This window comes from Parvibaculum sp., from assembly GCF_039680535.1.
Taxonomy (GTDB): domain Bacteria; phylum Pseudomonadota; class Alphaproteobacteria; order Parvibaculales; family Parvibaculaceae; genus Parvibaculum.
On sequence record NZ_JBDKSS010000005.1, the window covers coordinates 167,575 to 183,837 of the forward strand.

Sequence of the window (16,263 nt, forward strand, 5' to 3'; positions counted from 1 at the left end):
GGTGGAACAATATGACGCGCAGATGAAACAATCAGATGGCGCGGACTTCCCTGACCTCGGGGACGTAATGCTTCAGCGTGTTCTCGACGCCGCGCTTCAACGTCAGGGTCGAGGAGGGGCAGCCCGAGCAGGCCCCCTGCATGGCGAGGAAGACGACGCCGTCCTCGAAGCCCTGGAAGGTGATGTCGCCACCATCCTGCGCAACGGCAGGACGGATGCGCGTATCGAGGACTTCCTTGATTTCGCGCACGATCTCGGCGTCCTCGCCCTCATGCGCGGCATGGGCGTCGCCCGCCGCGAGGTCGCCGAACAGGATCGGCGCGCCGCCGGTGAAATGCTCCATGATGGCGCCGAGAAGGGCGGGCTTCAGATGCTGCCACTCGCCTTCGCTCTTCGTCACCGTGATGAAGTCCGAACCGAAAAAGACGCCCGAAACGCCCTCCACCGCGAAAAGCCGCATGGCCAGAGGCGAACGCCGCGCAGCCTCTTCATCCGGGAAATCGGCCGCTCGCCCCTCGCCCAGAACCTCGCGGCCGGGCAGAAACTTCAGGGTCGCCGGGTTCGGCGTGGCTTCGGTCTGGATGAACATGGACGCGGTCCTTGAACGCGGCTTTCGGAAAAACCCTTGTAACCGCGTGGTTTTGCGACGGATTGACGCTTTATAGATGGACCGCGAGACGAAGGGAATCAAGTCACGAGAACGGTCAGCCGCCCAGGACCTGAGGCAGCTTGCCGCAGGCCACGGCCTTTATCTGCGCGAAACGCGTTCAGAGGCTCATACGCCAACGCTCGAAATAGACCTCGACGATTTCATCGAGGCGCTTCTTGTCGAAGCTCGGATCATGGCCCGCATGAACCGTTCTCACCGGCAGTTCCATCAGCCTGCGGAGCGATTTCGCGTAGACATTCACATCCATGCCGGGGCCCTCGAAGAGAAGGGGGCCGTCGTAAATCACATCGCCGGTAAAGAGGAGGCCCGTCGACGCCTCCCAGAGCGCGATCGAGCCCGGCGAGTGGCCGGGAACATGGATCACCTCGAACTGGCGGTCACCGAGATCGACAATGTCGCCGTCTTCGAGAATTCGCGTCGGCACGCCGCCTTTCAGACGATAGGAATGCGGGTCGTAGCCTTCATGCGGCAGCGCATGGATCAGATATTCGCCAAGCGGGTCGTAGCCTGCCTCGACGAAAAGCGCCTTTATCGTCGGGTCGAAATCCGCGCAGACGAGCGTGGTGAAGCCCCCGGTCGGGTTGGCCATTTCGCCGGCCTCCGCACCATGCACCCAGCGCTCCTCGAATTCATGCACAGCGCCGATATGGTCGAGATGCGTATGCGTCGCCAGTGCGATGATCGGACGCGCATCGTCAAAGAGATCGGGGAAGCTGGCGCGCAGCGGCACGATGCCCATTCCGCTGTCGATCAGCAAATCGCGGTCGCGGCCCTTGATGTGAAAGAAATTCGCCTGTTCGAGGCGGTCGACATGCGGCTCCAGCAGGAGCGTGACGCCATCGCCCATATCCGTGCGCGTGTACCAGTTTTCTGCAACGGGATAAGGCATTGGCGGCTCCTGCGGGGGTATTTCCTGCGTTGCCGGAAAGGCAGCAAGAAATATGCCCACGGCCTTACGCCAGCGCCCGGATCGCCTCTTCGGTCAGCGTGCCGGGAACGACAGTGACGGGGATCGGGAAGCCCTTGCCGCCGACCGTCGAGACGAGGGGACCGGGGCCATCTTTGCCGGTGCCTGCCGCGAGAACGAGGATCGCCACGTCCTTGTCCTGCGCGATGAACTTGTGCAGCTCGTCGGCCAGCAGCCCTTCGCGGATCACGAGTTCGGGCATGATCCCGGCATAATCGTTCACATGGGCGGCGAGCTTGTGGAGCGTGGCCTCGGCCTCGGCGCGCGCTTCCTCGCGCATGAGGTTCTGAACGCCGAGCCATTGGCCTGCGCTGTCCGCAGGCGGAATGACGGCAAGCAGCGTCACCACGCCGTCGGTGTGCTGCGCGCGCAGGCTCGCAAAATGAATGGCGACTTCCGACTCCGGCGTGCCGTCGGCCACAACGAGGAATTTGCGGCGCTTGGATATGGCCCGTTCTGGCTTTCGAGGCTCGGTCATGGGGCGCATGCTGCCACCGCTGCGAACGGGCGGCAAGGCCGGCTATTTGAGCAGGACGTTGGTGATTTCGCGCAGCTGGGTGCGGGCACGCAGGAGGTAGAAGCCCTGTGCGGCAAGATGGCTCGGCTCGAACTGGGCGTCGGGCGCCCCATTGACCACGACCCAGGGCGAAAGCGCGGCGGCCTCGCGGAACGTGTCGAGGAGCTGCGCCCAGTTCTTCTGCAGGCCCTTCTCCTTGATGACCGGCGCGAAATCCTCGCCAAGTCCCTTGGTCAGCAGGTAGTAGCCGTAGAGCTTGCCCTTGGTGTTGTAGAAGACGTCGTCGGCGTTGGAGTCGATGAAATAGCTCGAATGCTCGCGCACTTCCGTGTCGAGCACAGCCGATTGCGAGCCGAGATCGCTGGCAAAACGATCAAGCGTTGCCATGAGATTGTCGGCGCGGCGCTCGAAGGTCGCCTCGCCCTTGGCAAGCCGTTGGTTGTAGCGGATGAGCGCCAGGCGCGCCGCGCGGTACTGGGATTCAGAGCTTGCCTTGATCGCGAGCGAAACGGTCGGATTCCAGATCCAGACGTCGCCGGGATACTGGAGAAGCCCGGCAGCTTTCTGCAGGTCGGGGTCCGCTTCGCTGCTCCCGCGAGAACGCCCGACCTGATCGGTCATCTCGAAGGAAAAGCGGGCCAGCGCGCTGACGATGCCGGTTTGAAAGTTCGGCATGTTGTCGAGCATCGCGCCGGGCTGGAAGAAGGGATCGTTCGCCGTCCAGCTGTTCTGGTTGACCTCGCGGTCGATCAGCGCCGTCATCATGGCCACGGCCTGGCTGCCGCCTTCGCCGATGGCATTCGCGCCCGCAGGCTTGAAATCCGGATCGTCGTCGATCCGGTTCACCATCAGCATGCCGATCGGATAGTAGAGCAGGATGACGACGACAAGCGCGACAAGCGCGCGCCAGACGATGCCGCCCCAGCCGGGCTCGTCGAGCTTCGAGAAAAGCGTACCGTTGCCGGTGTCCCCGGACGATCCGCCCTTGCGGTACATCCAGCGGTGACGAAGCCCGTCCGCAGCGCTCTCGAACCTGTCCCTCCACCAGTCACGCAACCGCGCAACATTTTCACGAAAGGACATTTTCTCCGGCTCCTGTCGATTGTCGTCCTAACTAGATGGGAAGTGCTCCCCCTCGGTCAAGACGCGCTTCATACCGCCTTCAGATGAAACCGACGATCTCGCGGACGCGGCGGTAGATCGGCTCCGCGATGGCGTTGGCGCGTTCGGCGCCGCTTACGAGCACATCGTCGATATAGGTGCGGTCCTGATCCAGCATGCGCTTCATTTCGCCGGTGATGGGCGAAAGTTTTTCGACCGCGAGGTCGGCGAGCGCCGGCTTGAAGGCCGAGAAGGGCTGGCCGCCGAATTTCGCGATCACTTCGGCCTTCGAAAGGCCGGACAGAGCCGCATAGATACCGACGAGATTATCCGCGCCCGCGCGGCCTTCGAGCCCTTCGACGCTCTCCGGCAGGGGCTCGGGATCGGTCTGCGCCTTGCGGATCTTCAGCGCGATGGCGTCGGCATCGTCCTTGAGCGTAATGCGCGAATAGTCGGACGGGTCCGACTTCGACATCTTTTTGGTGCCGTCGCGCAGGCTCATGACGCGCGTTGCCTCGCCCATGATGAGAGGCTCAGGCAGCGGAAAGAAGTCCGTGCCGCCCGTCTCCGCGAAGTCGTTGTTGAACTTCTGCGCCACGTCGCGGGCAAGCTCCAGATGCTGCTTCTGGTCCTCGCCGACCGGCACATGGGTCGCGCGATAGGCGAGAATGTCGGCGGCCATCAGCACCGGATAGGTGTAAAGGCCCACGGAGGCCTTTTCGCGGTCCTTGCCTGCCTTTTCCTTGAACTGGGTCATGCGGTTCATCCAGCCGATGCGGGCGACGCAGTTCAGGACCCAGGCAAGCTCGGCATGGGCCGGGACCTTGGACTGGTTGAAAATGATGTGCGTCTTCGGGTCGATGCCGGCGGCGATATAGGCGGCCGCGACCTCGCGCGTGTTCGCGGCGAGTTCTTTCGGGTCCTGCCAGACCGTGATCGCATGCATGTCGACCACGCAATAGATGCATTCATGCGTGTCCTGGAGCCCGACGAAATTGCGGATCGCCCCCAGATAATTGCCCAGATGCAGGTTGCCCGTGGGCTGCACGCCCGAGAAAACGCGGTTGGTCGGCTTTTCCATTCAAATCGTCCGTCACGCGAGGCCCGACAGTGGGCCGTTCCGGCGAGGTTTATGCTGCGTAGGGCACCCGCTTGGCAATGGCGGCCACGGCTTTTCCGCAGGGATCGCGCAAATCTATGTTTCTTTTTGAGAATTATTCTAAACTATATTGACCTCGGCCACCCCGATCCATAAGTTAGAGACGTTCTAATTTAGGAGGACGCCATGAGCGACCAGACCGGCAAACCGAACCGCCTGACCACTGCCGCAGGCATCCCCGTTTCCGACAACCAGAATGCGCTGACCGCCGGCCCGCGCGGGCCGCTGCTGGTTCAGGACTGGCAGCTCTTCGAGAAGCACGCGCATTTCAACCGCGAACGCATCCCCGAGCGCGTGGTGCACGCCAAAGGCTCGGCGGCCTTCGGCGTCTTCCGCGTCAACAACGACATCACGAAATACACCAAGGCGAAGCTCTTCGAGCACAACGGCAAGGAGACGCCGGTCTTCCTGCGCTTCTCCACCGTCGCGGGCGAACGCGGCGCGGCCGATGCCGAGCGCGACGTGCGCGGCTTCGCGGTGAAGTTCTATACGGAAGAGGGCAACTGGGATCTCGTCGGCAACAACACGCCGGTCTTCTTCGTGCGCGATCCCTACAAGTTCTCGGACTTCATCCACACGCAGAAGCGCGACCCGCGCACCAACATGCGCAACCCGACCGCAATGTGGGATTTCTGGTCGCTCTCGCCGGAAAGCCTGCACCAGGTCACGATCCTCTTCTCGGATCGAGGCATCCCGAAAACGCTGCGCCACATGCACGGCTTCGGCTCGCACACCTACAGCTTCATCAATGCGAAGAACGAACGCTACTGGGTCAAATTCCACTTCAAGTCGATGCAGGGAATCGAGAACCTCACCGATGCGGAATCGACGAAGCTCATCGGCGAGGATCGCGAAAGCCATCAGCGCGATCTCTATGAAGCGATCGAGCGCGGCGACTTCCCGAAGTGGCGCGTCATGGTGCAGGTGATGACGGAAGAGCAGGCCGGGAAGACGCCCTACAATCCCTTCGACCTGACGAAAGTCTGGCCGCACAAGGATTTTCCGCTGATCGAGGCGGGCGTGCTGACGCTGAACAGGAACCCGGAGAACTATCACGCGGAGGTCGAGCAATCGACCTTCTCCCCGGCGAACGTCGTGCCCGGCATCAGCCATAGCCCTGACAAGATGCTTCAATTCCGCATCTTCTCCTACGCGGACGCGCATCGCCATCGCGTCGGCACCAATGCGGATGCGCTGCCCGTGAACCGTCCGCGCTGCCCGGTCCACACCTACCACCGCGACGGCGCGATGCGCTTCGACGGCAATGGCGGCGGATCGGTGAATTACGAACCGAACTCCTTCGGCGGACCGAAGGAAGATCCGAGCGTCAAGGAGCCGCCGCTGAAGATCACGGGCGATGCCGACCGCTATAATCACCGCGAAGGGAATGACGACTACACACAGGCGGGCGACCTCTTCCGCCTGATGTCGGACAAGCAGAAGGCAGCGCTGATGGATGCAATCGCCGGCGCGATGAAGACGGTGCCGGAAGAAATCCAGCGCCGCCAGATCGGCCACTTCTCCAAGGCCGATCCCGCCTATGGCGCAGGCGTCGCGGCACGGCTCGGCCTGAAACTCTGAGATCGCAAGGCCGCTGAGCCAGTCTCCTTCCTCAGCGATCACCTTGCGAAATGCGGCCCCGGCGAGGGAAAAGCCGGGGCCGTTGCCATTTTGGGGGACGCTTCAGCGCCTTCGCAGCAGGCGCATGATGTCCGAATAGCGTGCGGCGCCTGTGAACTGGCAGAAGATCGCATAGGCGACCATGCCGCCCGCGACGAGGCCGGTCAGCACCGAGACGCTCCAGATGAAGCGAAGGCCGAACCAGGGCGCGAGGACATGCGCGCCCACATAGAGAACCGCACCCATGCCGATCGAAGCGAGAAGGGTAAGCGGCAGGCGCTTCATCAGCTGCGCGTCCGGAACGAAATGACCATGCCTCCAGAGGCGCAAGCCAAGCTGGCCCGTATTCACCCAGGCGGCGATCGACGTTCCCGCCGCAATGCCCGCATAGCCGAAGAACTGGAAGAGCGTGATGCTCGACGCGATGTTGACCGCGATGGAGACGGCGGCGAATTGCAGCGGCGTCCTCGTATCCTCGCGCGCATAGAAGGCAGGCGAAAAAACCTTGTTGAGCACAAAGGCGGGCAGGCCCACCGCATAGATCAGCAGCGCGAGCGCGGTCGCATGCGTGTCAATCTCGTGGAAGCGCCCACGCTCGAACAGCACCTTGATGATCTCATAAGGAATGATCGCCAGCGCGACGGCGGCAGGCACCGTCAGAAGCATCGAAAATTCGATGGCGCGGTTCTGGCTCCAATGCGCGCCATCGCCATCGCCCGCACGCAAGCGCCGCGACAGATCGGGCAACAGCACCACACCGATGGCGATGCCGATGACGCCCAGCGGAAACTGATAGATGCGGTCGGCATAATAGAGCCAGGAGACTGCACCTTCCTGCCACGATGCCATGATCGTGCCGATGGTGAGATTGAGCTGGCCGATGCCGCCCGAGATGAGCCCCGGCACGGCGAGCAGCAGGAGATGCTTCACTTCGGGCGTGAGTTTCGGCAGGCGCAGGCTCAGCGACATGTTCGCGCGGTGGCAGGAGATCGCGAGCCAGACGAACTGGATGATGCCCGCCGCCATGACGCCCCATGAAAGCGCGAGGCCCGGATTGGTGGCGAGCGGGACGACGAACCAGAGCGCGACGATCATGGTGATGTTGAGCATCACCGGCGCGGCGGCGCCCGCGAAGAACTTGCCCAATGAATTCAGGATCGCAGACTGAACGGCGGTGAGAGAAATAAAGAGCAGATAAGGAAAGTTCACGCGGGTGAACTGCACGGCCCATTCATGCTTCTGCGGATCGTCGCCGAAGCCCGGCGCGAAGAGCCACATCAGCCAGGGCATGAATATCTCGACCAGGATCGTGAAGACGAGAAGCCCCGTCAGCAGCACCGAGGTCGCGTCTTCCGCAAAGCGGCGCGCCGACGCCTCGCCTTCACCTTCGAGCCTCTTGGCAAAGAGGGGCACGAAGGCCGAATTGAAGGCCCCTTCCGCGAAGATCGCGCGGAACATGTTGGGAAAGCGGAAGGCGACGAAGAAGGCATCGGCGATAGGACCGGTGCCCAGCGCCGAGGCCACCATCATGTCTCGCAGGAAGCCGAGGACGCGGCTCAGGAAAGTGGTGCCGCCGACGGTCGCGGCTGAACGCAGGAGATTCATCGGATCAAGCGCCCGCCATTCATTCCGCAGCCGCCGTTTCCTCACGGCGGCGCGCCTTCGCGGGCCGCGCCTTCGCCATCGGATCGGCCAGCGCCTCAAGCAGATGCCGCTCGACGGCCTTCTTCTTGTTGGCGTTGGTGACCTTGTGACCGATCACGTCCTTCACATAGAAGACGTCGACGGCACGCTCGCCATAGGTGGCGACATGGGCGGAGCCGATGGTCAGCCCCAGATGGAACAGCGCCTTGGTGAGCGCGTGGAGAAGACCCGGCCGGTCGAGACCGTTCACCTCGATGACCGTGAAGGCATCCGAGGCCTCATTGTCGATGAAGACCTGCGGCGCGACGCTGAAGGCCTCCGTGCGGTTTTCGCCCTTGAAGCGCTGCTCGATCGCGTCGGGCGGCAGCACCTCGCCCGAGAGCACCTTGCGCATGGTTTCTTCGAGACGCTTCACGCGGCGCTCTTCGCCGATGGCGCCGCCATGCTGGTCCTGCACCCAGAGCGTGTCGAGCGCCATGCCGTCGCGCGTGGTGAAGATCTTGGCGTCGACAATGTTCATGCCGAGAATGGCGCAGGCGCCGGCAAAGCGCGAGAAGAGGCCCGGATGGTCCTGCGCATATAGCGTGACTTCCGTGACATCGCGCGTCGGCTCCGACTGCGCCGAGACGGTCAGCGCCTCCTTCGCGGCGGATATCAGCCGCGCCTGACGTTCCAGCACATTGGTGTCGAAGGAGAGCCAATAGGCCTCGGTATGACGCGCGACATAGGCACCCCAATCTTCGGCAGGCCAATCCGACAGGCGCTCGCGAAGCGCGGCCTTCGCCGTCGCGATACGGTTCGCGCGATTGAGTAGCGCGTCGCCGCCCTGAAGAACGGCAAGCGTCTCGTAATAAAGCTCGCGCAGGAGCTGACCCTTCCAGCCGTTCCACACGCCGGGGCCGACCGCCTTGATGTCGACCACGGTGAGGATGAAGAGCATCTTCAAACGCTCGGGACTCTGCACGAGGCTTGCGAAATCGCGGATGGTGCGCAGATCGGAAATGTCGCGCTTCTGCGCCACATCGCTCATCACGAGATGGTTCTTGACGAGCCAGGCGACCGATTCCGTTTCGCCGTCGCTCATGCCGAGGCGCGGGCAGAGTTGCTTCGCGATGCGTTCGCCCGCATCCGAATGATCCTCTTCGCGGCCCTTGGCGATGTCGTGCAGAAAGACGGACATGTACATCGCCGCGCGGCTCTGCACCTTCTGCATCAATTCATTGGCGAGCGGATGGTCGTCCTCCTCCTTCCGCTTCTCCACCTCGGACAGAATGCCGATGGCGCGCAGCAGATGTTCGTCCGCCGTATAGTGGTGATACATGTTGAACTGCATCAGCGCGACGATGCGGCCGAAATCGGGAACGAAGCGGCCGAGCACGCCTGCCTCGTTCATCATGCGCAGCGTATGCTCGGGATCTTTTTCCGAGGTCAGGATTTCGAGGAAGAGGCGGTTCGCCTCCGGATCGGCACGGAGATCGGCGCCGATATATTTCAGCGAGCGCGTGACGAGCTTCAGCGCATCGGGATGAAGTTCGAGAGAATGCGCATCCGCCAGGTGGAAGATGCGGATGATGCTGATCGGGTCCTGCTCGATCATCTTGTCGCTCTGGAATGCGAGACGGCCGCCTTCGAGCTTGAAACCCTTCATCATCTTCCGCTTGCGGCGGAGCACCTGCATGAAGCGCCCGATGCCGGGCTTCTTCTTCTTTTCCTGCTCCTCGAGCGCCGCGCAGAAGATGCGCGTGAGATCGCCCACTTCCTTTGCAACAAGGAAGTAGTGCTTCATGAAGCGCTCGACGGCCTTCAAACCGCCATGCCCCTGATAGCCGAGGCGGTTCGCCATTTCTGTCTGGAGGTCGAAGGTGATGCGCTCCTCCGCTCGACCGGTGAGGAAGTGCAGCTCGCAGCGCACCGCCCAGAGAAAATCCTCCGCCTTGCGGAAGGTCGCATATTCCGAACGCGTGAAAACGCCGACGCCGACCAGATCGGAAGGCTGCTTCACGCGGTAGATATATTTTGCAATCCAGAAAAGCGTGTTGAGATCGCGGAGGCCGCCCTTGCCCTCCTTCACATTCGGCTCGACGAGATAGCGGCTCTCGCCAGCGCGGGCGTGACGCCCGTCGCGCTCGGCAAGCTTCGCCTCGACGAATTCGTTGCCGGTGCCTTTCACGACCTCGGCGTCGAAACGCTTCTCGAATTCGTCGAAGAGGGCTTCATCGCCATGAAGGTAGCGAGATTCGAGGAGCGCGGTGCGGATCGTGAAATCCTCGCGCGCGAGCCGGACGCAATCGGCAACCGAGCGCGTCGAGTGTCCGACCTTGAGCCCCAGATCCCACAGGACATAGAGCATGTATTCTACGACGCTCTCGCCCCAGGGGGTCTGCTTGTAGGGACGCAGAAAGAGGAGGTCGATGTCGGAACCCGGCGCCAGCGCGCCGCGTCCATAGCCGCCGACGGCCGCGATGCAGATCTTTTCCGCCTCGCTCGGATTGCCGACCGGAAAGACGCGCGTAATCGTCACATCGTGCAGCGCCCGGATGATCGTGTCCTGCAGGTAGCAAAGGCTCTCGGCGCAGACGCGGCCGCGATGGGCGCCCTGTTCCAGCCTTTCGCGCGCCTTGGCCCGCCCGGCAGCGAGTGTCCGCTTCAAAACCGAGACAAGTTCGCGCTTCAGCGCGATTTCGTCGCCCTGATGGCGAACGGCAACCTCGTCGAGGTCGGCGGCGAGGCGCGACGGATCGACGATTTCGAGAAGGCTCGGCAACATGCGGGCCATGAAAGGGCCACTCCTTCGGAGCCGGAAGTCCGGCAATTCAACGCATCATATAGCAAGGCAGCGTCGCAAATATGGTGCCGTTCGCAACGCAGCGCACCGGTTTTTTGGCCTCCGGCGAGGCCAGGTAGCCATCTTTAGAGCATGACACGAGCATGAACGCAGCATTGCCGAGGTTTAAGGCAGTGTTCTCTTTTCGTCGCGGCCACAAGGCCTATGTCCATGGCGGTGGGGGGCAAGAAAGCAGAAAGGAGAACGCCATGAACCGGCTTCTGTTTTCGGCCGCATTCGTTGCCCTTCTCGCGAGTTCGGTCGCTTCCGCCCTTGCCGCATCCAGTGACGAACTGGGTGCCGGCGACGCCCGGAATCTCTGCACGAAGCTCGAAAGCCAGTATCAGTTCCTGAAGCCTTTCAAGGAAGGTCTTCCCTATTGGAAGACGGCGAGCGCGGAAGCGCAGAAGGGCGAGCAAGCCTGCAAGAGCGGCAACGCGATCGATGGCGCGCATGACCTGCAGTCCGCTATTTCGGACATGTATGTGAAGCCCGATAGTCTCTAGGCGCCAGTCGGAGGCAGAAGGGTCTTCAGCCGATAGAGAAGATCGAGCGCCTCGCGCGGCGTCAGCTCGTCGGGGCTGATGTCGCGCAGCGCTTCCTCGACCGCGCTCTTTTGAGGGACCGCGGGGGCTGGCTTCGCCGATGCCGAAAAAAGCGGCAGATCGTCGATCAGCACATGGGCGCGATCGCTCGACCCATCCTTTTCGAGGGCGGTCAACACCTCGCGGGCACGATGGATGACGGCGGCGGGAAGCCCTGCGAGCTTCGCCACCTGAATGCCATAGGAGCGGTCGGCGGCACCGGGTCCGACCTCATGCAGAAAGACGACGTCGCCTTCCCATTCCTTGACCTTCATCGTCGCATTGGCGAGATGCGGCAGCTTTTCGGCGAGCGCCGTCAGCTCGTGGTAATGGGTGGCGAAGAGGGCACGCGAACGGTTCACTTCGTGCAGATGCTCGACCGCCGCCCAGGCGATAGACAAGCCGTCGAAGGTCGCCGTGCCGCGCCCGATCTCGTCGAGGATGACCAGAGCGCGAGGACCCGCCTGATTGAGGATCGCTGCCGTCTCGACCATTTCGACCATGAAGGTCGAGCGGCCGCGCGCGAGATCGTCCGCTGCGCCGACTCGGGAAAAGAGGCGGTCTACCGTGCCGATATGCGCGTCCTCGGCAGGCACGAAACTTCCCATCTGAGCGAGAATGGCGATCAGTGCATTCTGCCGGAGGAAGGTCGATTTACCCGCCATGTTCGGACCGGTGAGAAGCCAGAGCCGATGTGCCTCCTCGCCTTCGCCGGTCAGGTCGCAATCATTCGGCACGAAAGGCGATGCGCTCGTTTCGCGCTCGAGCGCGGCTTCGACCACCGGATGACGACCGCCCTTGATGCGAAAGGCGAGGCTGTCGTCGACGCGAGGCCGCGCATAGCGCCGCTCGACCGCGAGTTCGGCCAGCGCCAGCGTGGCGTCGAGAGAGCCGAGCGCAGAGGCGGCGCGCGATATGGCGTCCGCCTTTTCCAGCGTCGCGGCGACGAGTTCGTCGAACAGGCCAAGCTCGATTTCGAGAACGCGGCCCGCGGCCTCCGCGATACGGCTTGCGAGATCTGCAAGTTCGCCGGTGGTGAAGCGCACTGCGTTCGCCAGGGTCTGGCGGTGGATGTAATTCTGCGACAGCGGTGGCGCCATCATGCGCTCGGCATGTTTCGGCCCGACTTCGATGTAATAGCCCAACACATTGTTGTGCCGGACCTTAAGCACGGAAACCTCCGTCTCATCGGCATATTTCGACTGAAGCCCCGCAATGAGTCGGCGGCTTTCGTCGCGCAGCATGCGCAGCTCGTCGAGTGGCGCGGAAGCGCCCGCCGCGATGAAGCCACCGTCCCGCGCGATGAGCGGCAGGTCCTGCGCAAGCATATGGGCAAGCCGGTCGCGCAGCGCCGCGGCAACGCTCCTGAGCGCGTCCGCCGTATCGGAGATTTCCTTCGGCAGCGGCAGGAGGGAAGGGTGGGCCTGGTCGAGAAGCCGCGCCAACGCGTGAGCAGCGCCGAGGCCGTCGCGGATTGCGGCGAGATCGCGCGGGCCGCCGCGGCCGAGCGAGAGGCGCGTCAGGGCGCGCGCCATGTCGGGCGCGGCGCGAAGCTCCGCACGAAGCCGGGCGCGAAGATCGCGGCCCTCGACGAAGCATTCGACCGCATCGAGCCGTTGATTGATCGCATGTGGATCGGTGAGCGGCGCTGCAAGCCGCGCACCGAGTTCACGCGCACCCGCGCCCGTCACGGTCCGGTCGATCGTTGAAAAAAGCGACCCCTTGCTCTCGCCCTTCAGCGTCTTCATGAGTTCGAGATTGGCACGCGTGGCCGCATCGATCGCCATGGCGGCGCCGGTCGCGACGCGGCGCGGCGTCTGGAGGGCGGGCATGCGGCCCACCTGCGTCAGCTCCACATAATCGAGCAGAGCGCCCATGGCCGCGATCTCGGGCCGTGAAAAGCTGCCGAAGCCGTCCAGCGCGCCGACGCCGAGATGCGCCTTGAGGCGCCTTTCGCCAGCGCCCGAGTCGAAGCGCGCGCCGGGAAGCGCCGTCACCGAGCCCACATGCTGAGCGATGAGCCCCGAAAGCGCCTCGTCGCGGAAAAAGCTGTCGGCGACCAGAAGCTCGCCCGGATCGAGGCGGGCAAGCTCCGCGCCAAGCGCCCCTTCCAAAACGCTCGTCACCTCGAATTCACCCGTCGAGACATCCGCCCAGGCAAGGCCGAAGGTCTGATCGGCGCCGGTGCGGGCGAGGGCGGCGAGGTAATTATGGGCGCGCGCGTCGAGCAGCGTGTCCTCGGTCAGCGTGCCCGGCGTCACCAGCCGGACGACCTCGCGGCGGACGACGGATTTCGAGCCGCGCTTCTTGGCCTCCGCGGGGTCCTCGGTCTGCTCGCAGACGGCGACCTTGAAACCCGCCCGGATCAGGCGCTCGAGATAGCTCTCATGGGAATGGACCGGAACGCCGCACATGCGGATATCCTCGCCCAGATGCTTGCCCCGCTTGGTCAGCGCGATGTCCAGCGCCTCGGCAGCCTTCACCGCGTCGTCGAAGAACAATTCGTAGAAATCGCCCATGCGGTAGAAGAGCAACGCATCCGGATAGGCGTGCTTGATCTCCAGATATTGCGCCATCATGGGGGTGGCATCGGCCGGAATGGCGGGCGCCGCCCCGGCTTCGGGGGCGTCTTCCTCGATTTCGGCGGGAGTGCCGGCGAACGGAGCGGACATGGGGCTGGATGCAGGTTCGGACATGGGGCGGAGCCTAACAGATCGGCCCCGTCCGAAAAGAGGGAGCCAAAAAAGAGCGCCCTTAAATCGGATCTTCGGCTTAAATCAACCAACTTCGCTTGTTATTGGACCTTCAGGGGCCTAAAAAGCGGGCCTGCCAGCACCCCTGTGGACAACTTCACGCCCGCGTCCGGATCGAAGCCATCATGAGCAAAAAACGCAACCAGTTTACCGACGAGGAAGCGCTCCTCTTCCACTCCCAAGGGAAGCCCGGGAAGATCGAGATCAACGCGACGAAGCCGATGGCGACGCAGCGCGACCTCTCGCTCGCCTATTCCCCGGGCGTCGCGGTGCCGGTTCGCGCCATCGCGGAGAACCCGGACGCGGCCTATGACTACACGGCCAAGGGCAATCTGGTCGCGGTCATCTCGAACGGCACGGCGATCCTCGGTCTCGGCGATCTCGGCGCGCTGGCCTCGAAGCCGGTCATGGAAGGCAAGGCCGTCCTCTTCAAGCGCTTCGCCGATGTCGACTCGATCGATCTCGAAATCGACGTGAAGGCGAAGGACCCGGACACCTTCATCAACGCGGTGCGCTATCTCGGGCCCTCCTTCGGCGGCATCAACCTCGAAGACATTTCGGCCCCCGACTGCTTCATCATCGAAAGCCGCCTGCGCGAGCTCATGAACATCCCGGTGTTCCATGACGATCAGCATGGCACGGCGATCATCACGGCGGCCGGCCTCATCAATGCGCTCTATCTCACCGGCCGGGATATCAAGGACGTAAAGATGGTCGTCAACGGCGCAGGCTCGGCAGGCATCGCCTGCCTCGAGCTCGTCAAGGCGATGGGTCTGCCGCATAACAATGCGATCCTTTGCGACACCAAGGGCGTCATCTATCAGGGCCGCACCGAAGGCATGAACCAGTGGAAGTCGGCCCATGCCGTCGCCACCAAGGCGCGCACGCTCGAAGAAGCCATGGAAGGCGCGGACATCGTGCTCGGCCTCTCGGCCAAGGGCGCCCTCACACCCGCCATGATCAAGTCGATGGCGCCGAAGCCCATCATCTTCGCCTGCGCCAATCCCGATCCGGAAATCACGCCGGAGGAAGTGGCCGCCGTCCGCGACGACGCCATCGTCGCCACGGGCCGCTCGGACTATCCCAACCAGGTCAACAACGTCCTCGGCTTCCCCTACATCTTCCGCGGCGCGCTCGACGTGCGCGCAACCTCGATCAACGAGGAGATGAAGATCGCCTGCGCCCGCGCCATCGCCAAGCTTGCCCGCGAGGACGTGCCGGACGAAGTCGCCGCCGCCTATCACGGCGAGCGTCCGCGCTTCGGCCGCAACTACATCATCCCCGTGCCCTTCGATCCGCGCCTGATCCGCGAAATCCCGCCGGCGGTTGCCAAGGCCGCGATGGATTCCGGCGTCGCGCGCCATCCGATCGTCGACATGGATGCCTACAGGAACCAGCTTTCGGCGCGTCTCTCGCCGACGGCCGGCATGCTCCAGGTCATCACCGACAAGGTGCGCCGCGATCCCAAGCGCGTCGTCTTCGCCGAGGGCGAGGAAGAGCGCGTGATCCGCGCCGCGATCACCTTCCGCGACACCGGCCTCGGCCATCCGATCCTGATCGGCCGCGAGGAGCTGGTGCGCGAAACGCTGCGCAATATCGGCCTCGACCCCAATACCGATCTCGACATCCGCAACGCGCGGCTTTCGGAGAGCAACCCGGCCTATACCGAGTTCCTTTACAAGCGCCTGCAGCGCAAGGGCTATCTGCTCCGCGACTGCGCGCGCCTCGTGAACAACGATCGCAACATCTTCTCCTCGATCATGGTCGAGCTCGGAGACGCGGACGCGATGGTGACGGGCGTAACCCGCAACTATGCCGTCGCGCTCGAGGACGTGCTGCGCGTCATCGATCCGGTCGAAGGCCGCCGCGCCATCGGCGTGACGCTCGCCGTCGCAAAGGGTCAGACGGTTCTCGTCGCCGACACCAATGTGCATGAAATGCCGACGGCGGAAGAACTCGCCGACATCGCGGAACAGGCGGCGGATGTCGCGCGCCGTCTCGGCTATGAGCCGCGCGTCGCCATGCTCGCCTATTCGACCTTCGGCAACCCGATGGCCGAACGTTCGGAACGCATCCGCGAGGCGATCCAGATCCTCGACCGTCGCGGCGTCGATTTCGAGTATGACGGCGAAATGGCCCCCGATGTCGCGCTCAACCGCGAAGCCATGGCGCTCTATCCCTTCTGCCGTCTTTCGGACACGGCGAACGTGCTCGTCATGCCGGCGATCCACGCCGCCTCGATCTCGACCAAGATGCTGAAGTCGCTCGGTCAGGCGACGCTGATCGGCCCGCTGCTCGTCGGGTTGAAGCGTTCGGTGCAGATCGCTCCGATCGGGGCCAATGTGTCGGAGCTCGTCAACATCGCGGCGCTCGCGGCCTACAATCTCGGCCGCTGAGAAGATACCGGCGCGGAGCTTTCCGCAC

The 16,263-nt window shown here is 63.4% G+C and carries 11 protein-coding genes; 3 read left to right on the forward strand and 8 right to left on the reverse strand.

Features of this window, described 5'->3' with window-relative positions:
• Window positions 1-31: 31 nt before the first annotated feature.
• The 5 genes from ABFC66_RS01930 to trpS all read right to left on the reverse strand — a co-directional run bounded on the left by ABFC66_RS01930 (window position 32) and on the right by trpS (window position 4,336).
• Window positions 32-589, reverse strand: a complete 558-nt coding sequence (locus ABFC66_RS01930; RefSeq protein ID WP_346739264.1) for a NifU family protein — start codon at window positions 587-589, stop codon at window positions 32-34.
• A gap of 178 nt (window positions 590-767) precedes the next feature.
• Window positions 768-1,559: an MBL fold metallo-hydrolase gene (locus ABFC66_RS01935; RefSeq protein ID WP_346739265.1), complete on the reverse strand. Its 792-nt coding sequence runs from the start codon at window positions 1,557-1,559 to the stop codon at window positions 768-770.
• Window positions 1,560-1,623: 64 nt separating this feature from the next.
• On the reverse strand, window positions 1,624-2,115 hold the full coding sequence (locus tag ABFC66_RS01940) for a universal stress protein (RefSeq protein ID WP_346739266.1): 492 nt from the start codon (window positions 2,113-2,115) through the stop codon (window positions 1,624-1,626).
• A 42-nt stretch (window positions 2,116-2,157) separates the two neighbouring features.
• Window positions 2,158-3,237: a DUF2333 family protein gene (locus ABFC66_RS01945; RefSeq protein WP_346739267.1), complete on the reverse strand. Its 1,080-nt coding sequence runs from the start codon at window positions 3,235-3,237 to the stop codon at window positions 2,158-2,160.
• 79 nt (window positions 3,238-3,316) lie between these two features.
• Complete coding sequence (trpS, locus tag ABFC66_RS01950) at window positions 3,317-4,336, reverse strand: tryptophan--tRNA ligase (protein WP_346739268.1); 1,020 nt, start codon at window positions 4,334-4,336, stop codon at window positions 3,317-3,319.
• Window positions 4,337-4,540: 204 nt separating this feature from the next.
• Here trpS and ABFC66_RS01955 point away from each other — a divergent pair, with 204 nt between their 5' ends.
• Window positions 4,541-5,995: a catalase gene (locus tag ABFC66_RS01955; RefSeq protein ID WP_346739269.1), complete on the forward strand. Its 1,455-nt coding sequence runs from the start codon at window positions 4,541-4,543 to the stop codon at window positions 5,993-5,995.
• A 102-nt stretch (window positions 5,996-6,097) separates the two neighbouring features.
• On the opposite strand, the gene murJ is transcribed toward ABFC66_RS01955, so the two are convergent.
• Together murJ and ABFC66_RS01965 are read right to left on the reverse strand one after the other, a co-directional pair.
• On the reverse strand, window positions 6,098-7,639 hold the full coding sequence (murJ, locus tag ABFC66_RS01960) for a murein biosynthesis integral membrane protein MurJ (RefSeq protein ID WP_346739270.1): 1,542 nt from the start codon (window positions 7,637-7,639) through the stop codon (window positions 6,098-6,100).
• A gap of 19 nt (window positions 7,640-7,658) precedes the next feature.
• A complete protein-coding gene (locus tag ABFC66_RS01965; RefSeq protein WP_346739271.1) occupies window positions 7,659-10,454 on the reverse strand; it encodes a [protein-PII] uridylyltransferase in 2,796 nt (931 codons plus the stop codon).
• Window positions 10,455-10,711: 257 nt separating this feature from the next.
• Between ABFC66_RS01965 and ABFC66_RS01970 the strand changes: the two genes are divergently transcribed.
• Window positions 10,712-11,008, forward strand: coding sequence for a hypothetical protein (locus ABFC66_RS01970; RefSeq protein WP_346739272.1), 297 nt, complete (start codon window positions 10,712-10,714; stop codon window positions 11,006-11,008).
• Here the strand turns inward: ABFC66_RS01970 and mutS are convergent.
• Window positions 11,005-13,665, reverse strand: coding sequence for a DNA mismatch repair protein MutS (gene mutS, locus ABFC66_RS01975; RefSeq protein ID WP_346739609.1), 2,661 nt, complete (start codon window positions 13,663-13,665; stop codon window positions 11,005-11,007). The two genes, ABFC66_RS01970 and mutS, sit on opposite strands and share 4 nt — an antisense overlap.
• Window positions 13,666-13,964: 299 nt before the next feature.
• Here mutS and ABFC66_RS01980 point away from each other — a divergent pair, with 299 nt between their 5' ends.
• Window positions 13,965-16,235: an NADP-dependent malic enzyme gene (locus ABFC66_RS01980; protein ID WP_346739273.1), complete on the forward strand. Its 2,271-nt coding sequence runs from the start codon at window positions 13,965-13,967 to the stop codon at window positions 16,233-16,235.
• Window positions 16,236-16,263 lie beyond the last annotated feature (28 nt).

Excerpts from the sequence above, each read along its gene's own strand:
- ABFC66_RS01930 (WP_346739264.1), bottom strand. The coding sequence starts at position 589 with ATGTTCATCCAGACCGAAGCCACGCCGAACCCGGCGACCCTGAAGTTT.
- ABFC66_RS01935 (WP_346739265.1), bottom strand. The coding sequence starts at position 1,559 with ATGCCTTATCCCGTTGCAGAAAACTGGTACACGCGCACGGATATGGGC.
- ABFC66_RS01940 (WP_346739266.1), bottom strand. The coding sequence starts at position 2,115 with ATGACCGAGCCTCGAAAGCCAGAACGGGCCATATCCAAGCGCCGCAAA.
- ABFC66_RS01945 (WP_346739267.1), bottom strand. The coding sequence starts at position 3,237 with ATGTCCTTTCGTGAAAATGTTGCGCGGTTGCGTGACTGGTGGAGGGAC.
- trpS (WP_346739268.1), bottom strand. The coding sequence starts at position 4,336 with ATGGAAAAGCCGACCAACCGCGTTTTCTCGGGCGTGCAGCCCACGGGC.
- ABFC66_RS01955 (WP_346739269.1), top strand. The coding sequence starts at position 4,541 with ATGAGCGACCAGACCGGCAAACCGAACCGCCTGACCACTGCCGCAGGC.
- murJ (WP_346739270.1), bottom strand. The coding sequence starts at position 7,639 with ATGAATCTCCTGCGTTCAGCCGCGACCGTCGGCGGCACCACTTTCCTG.
- ABFC66_RS01965 (WP_346739271.1), bottom strand. The coding sequence starts at position 10,454 with ATGGCCCGCATGTTGCCGAGCCTTCTCGAAATCGTCGATCCGTCGCGC.
- ABFC66_RS01970 (WP_346739272.1), top strand. The coding sequence starts at position 10,712 with ATGAACCGGCTTCTGTTTTCGGCCGCATTCGTTGCCCTTCTCGCGAGT.
- mutS (WP_346739609.1), bottom strand. The coding sequence starts at position 13,665 with ATGATGGCGCAATATCTGGAGATCAAGCACGCCTATCCGGATGCGTTG.
- ABFC66_RS01980 (WP_346739273.1), top strand. The coding sequence starts at position 13,965 with ATGAGCAAAAAACGCAACCAGTTTACCGACGAGGAAGCGCTCCTCTTC.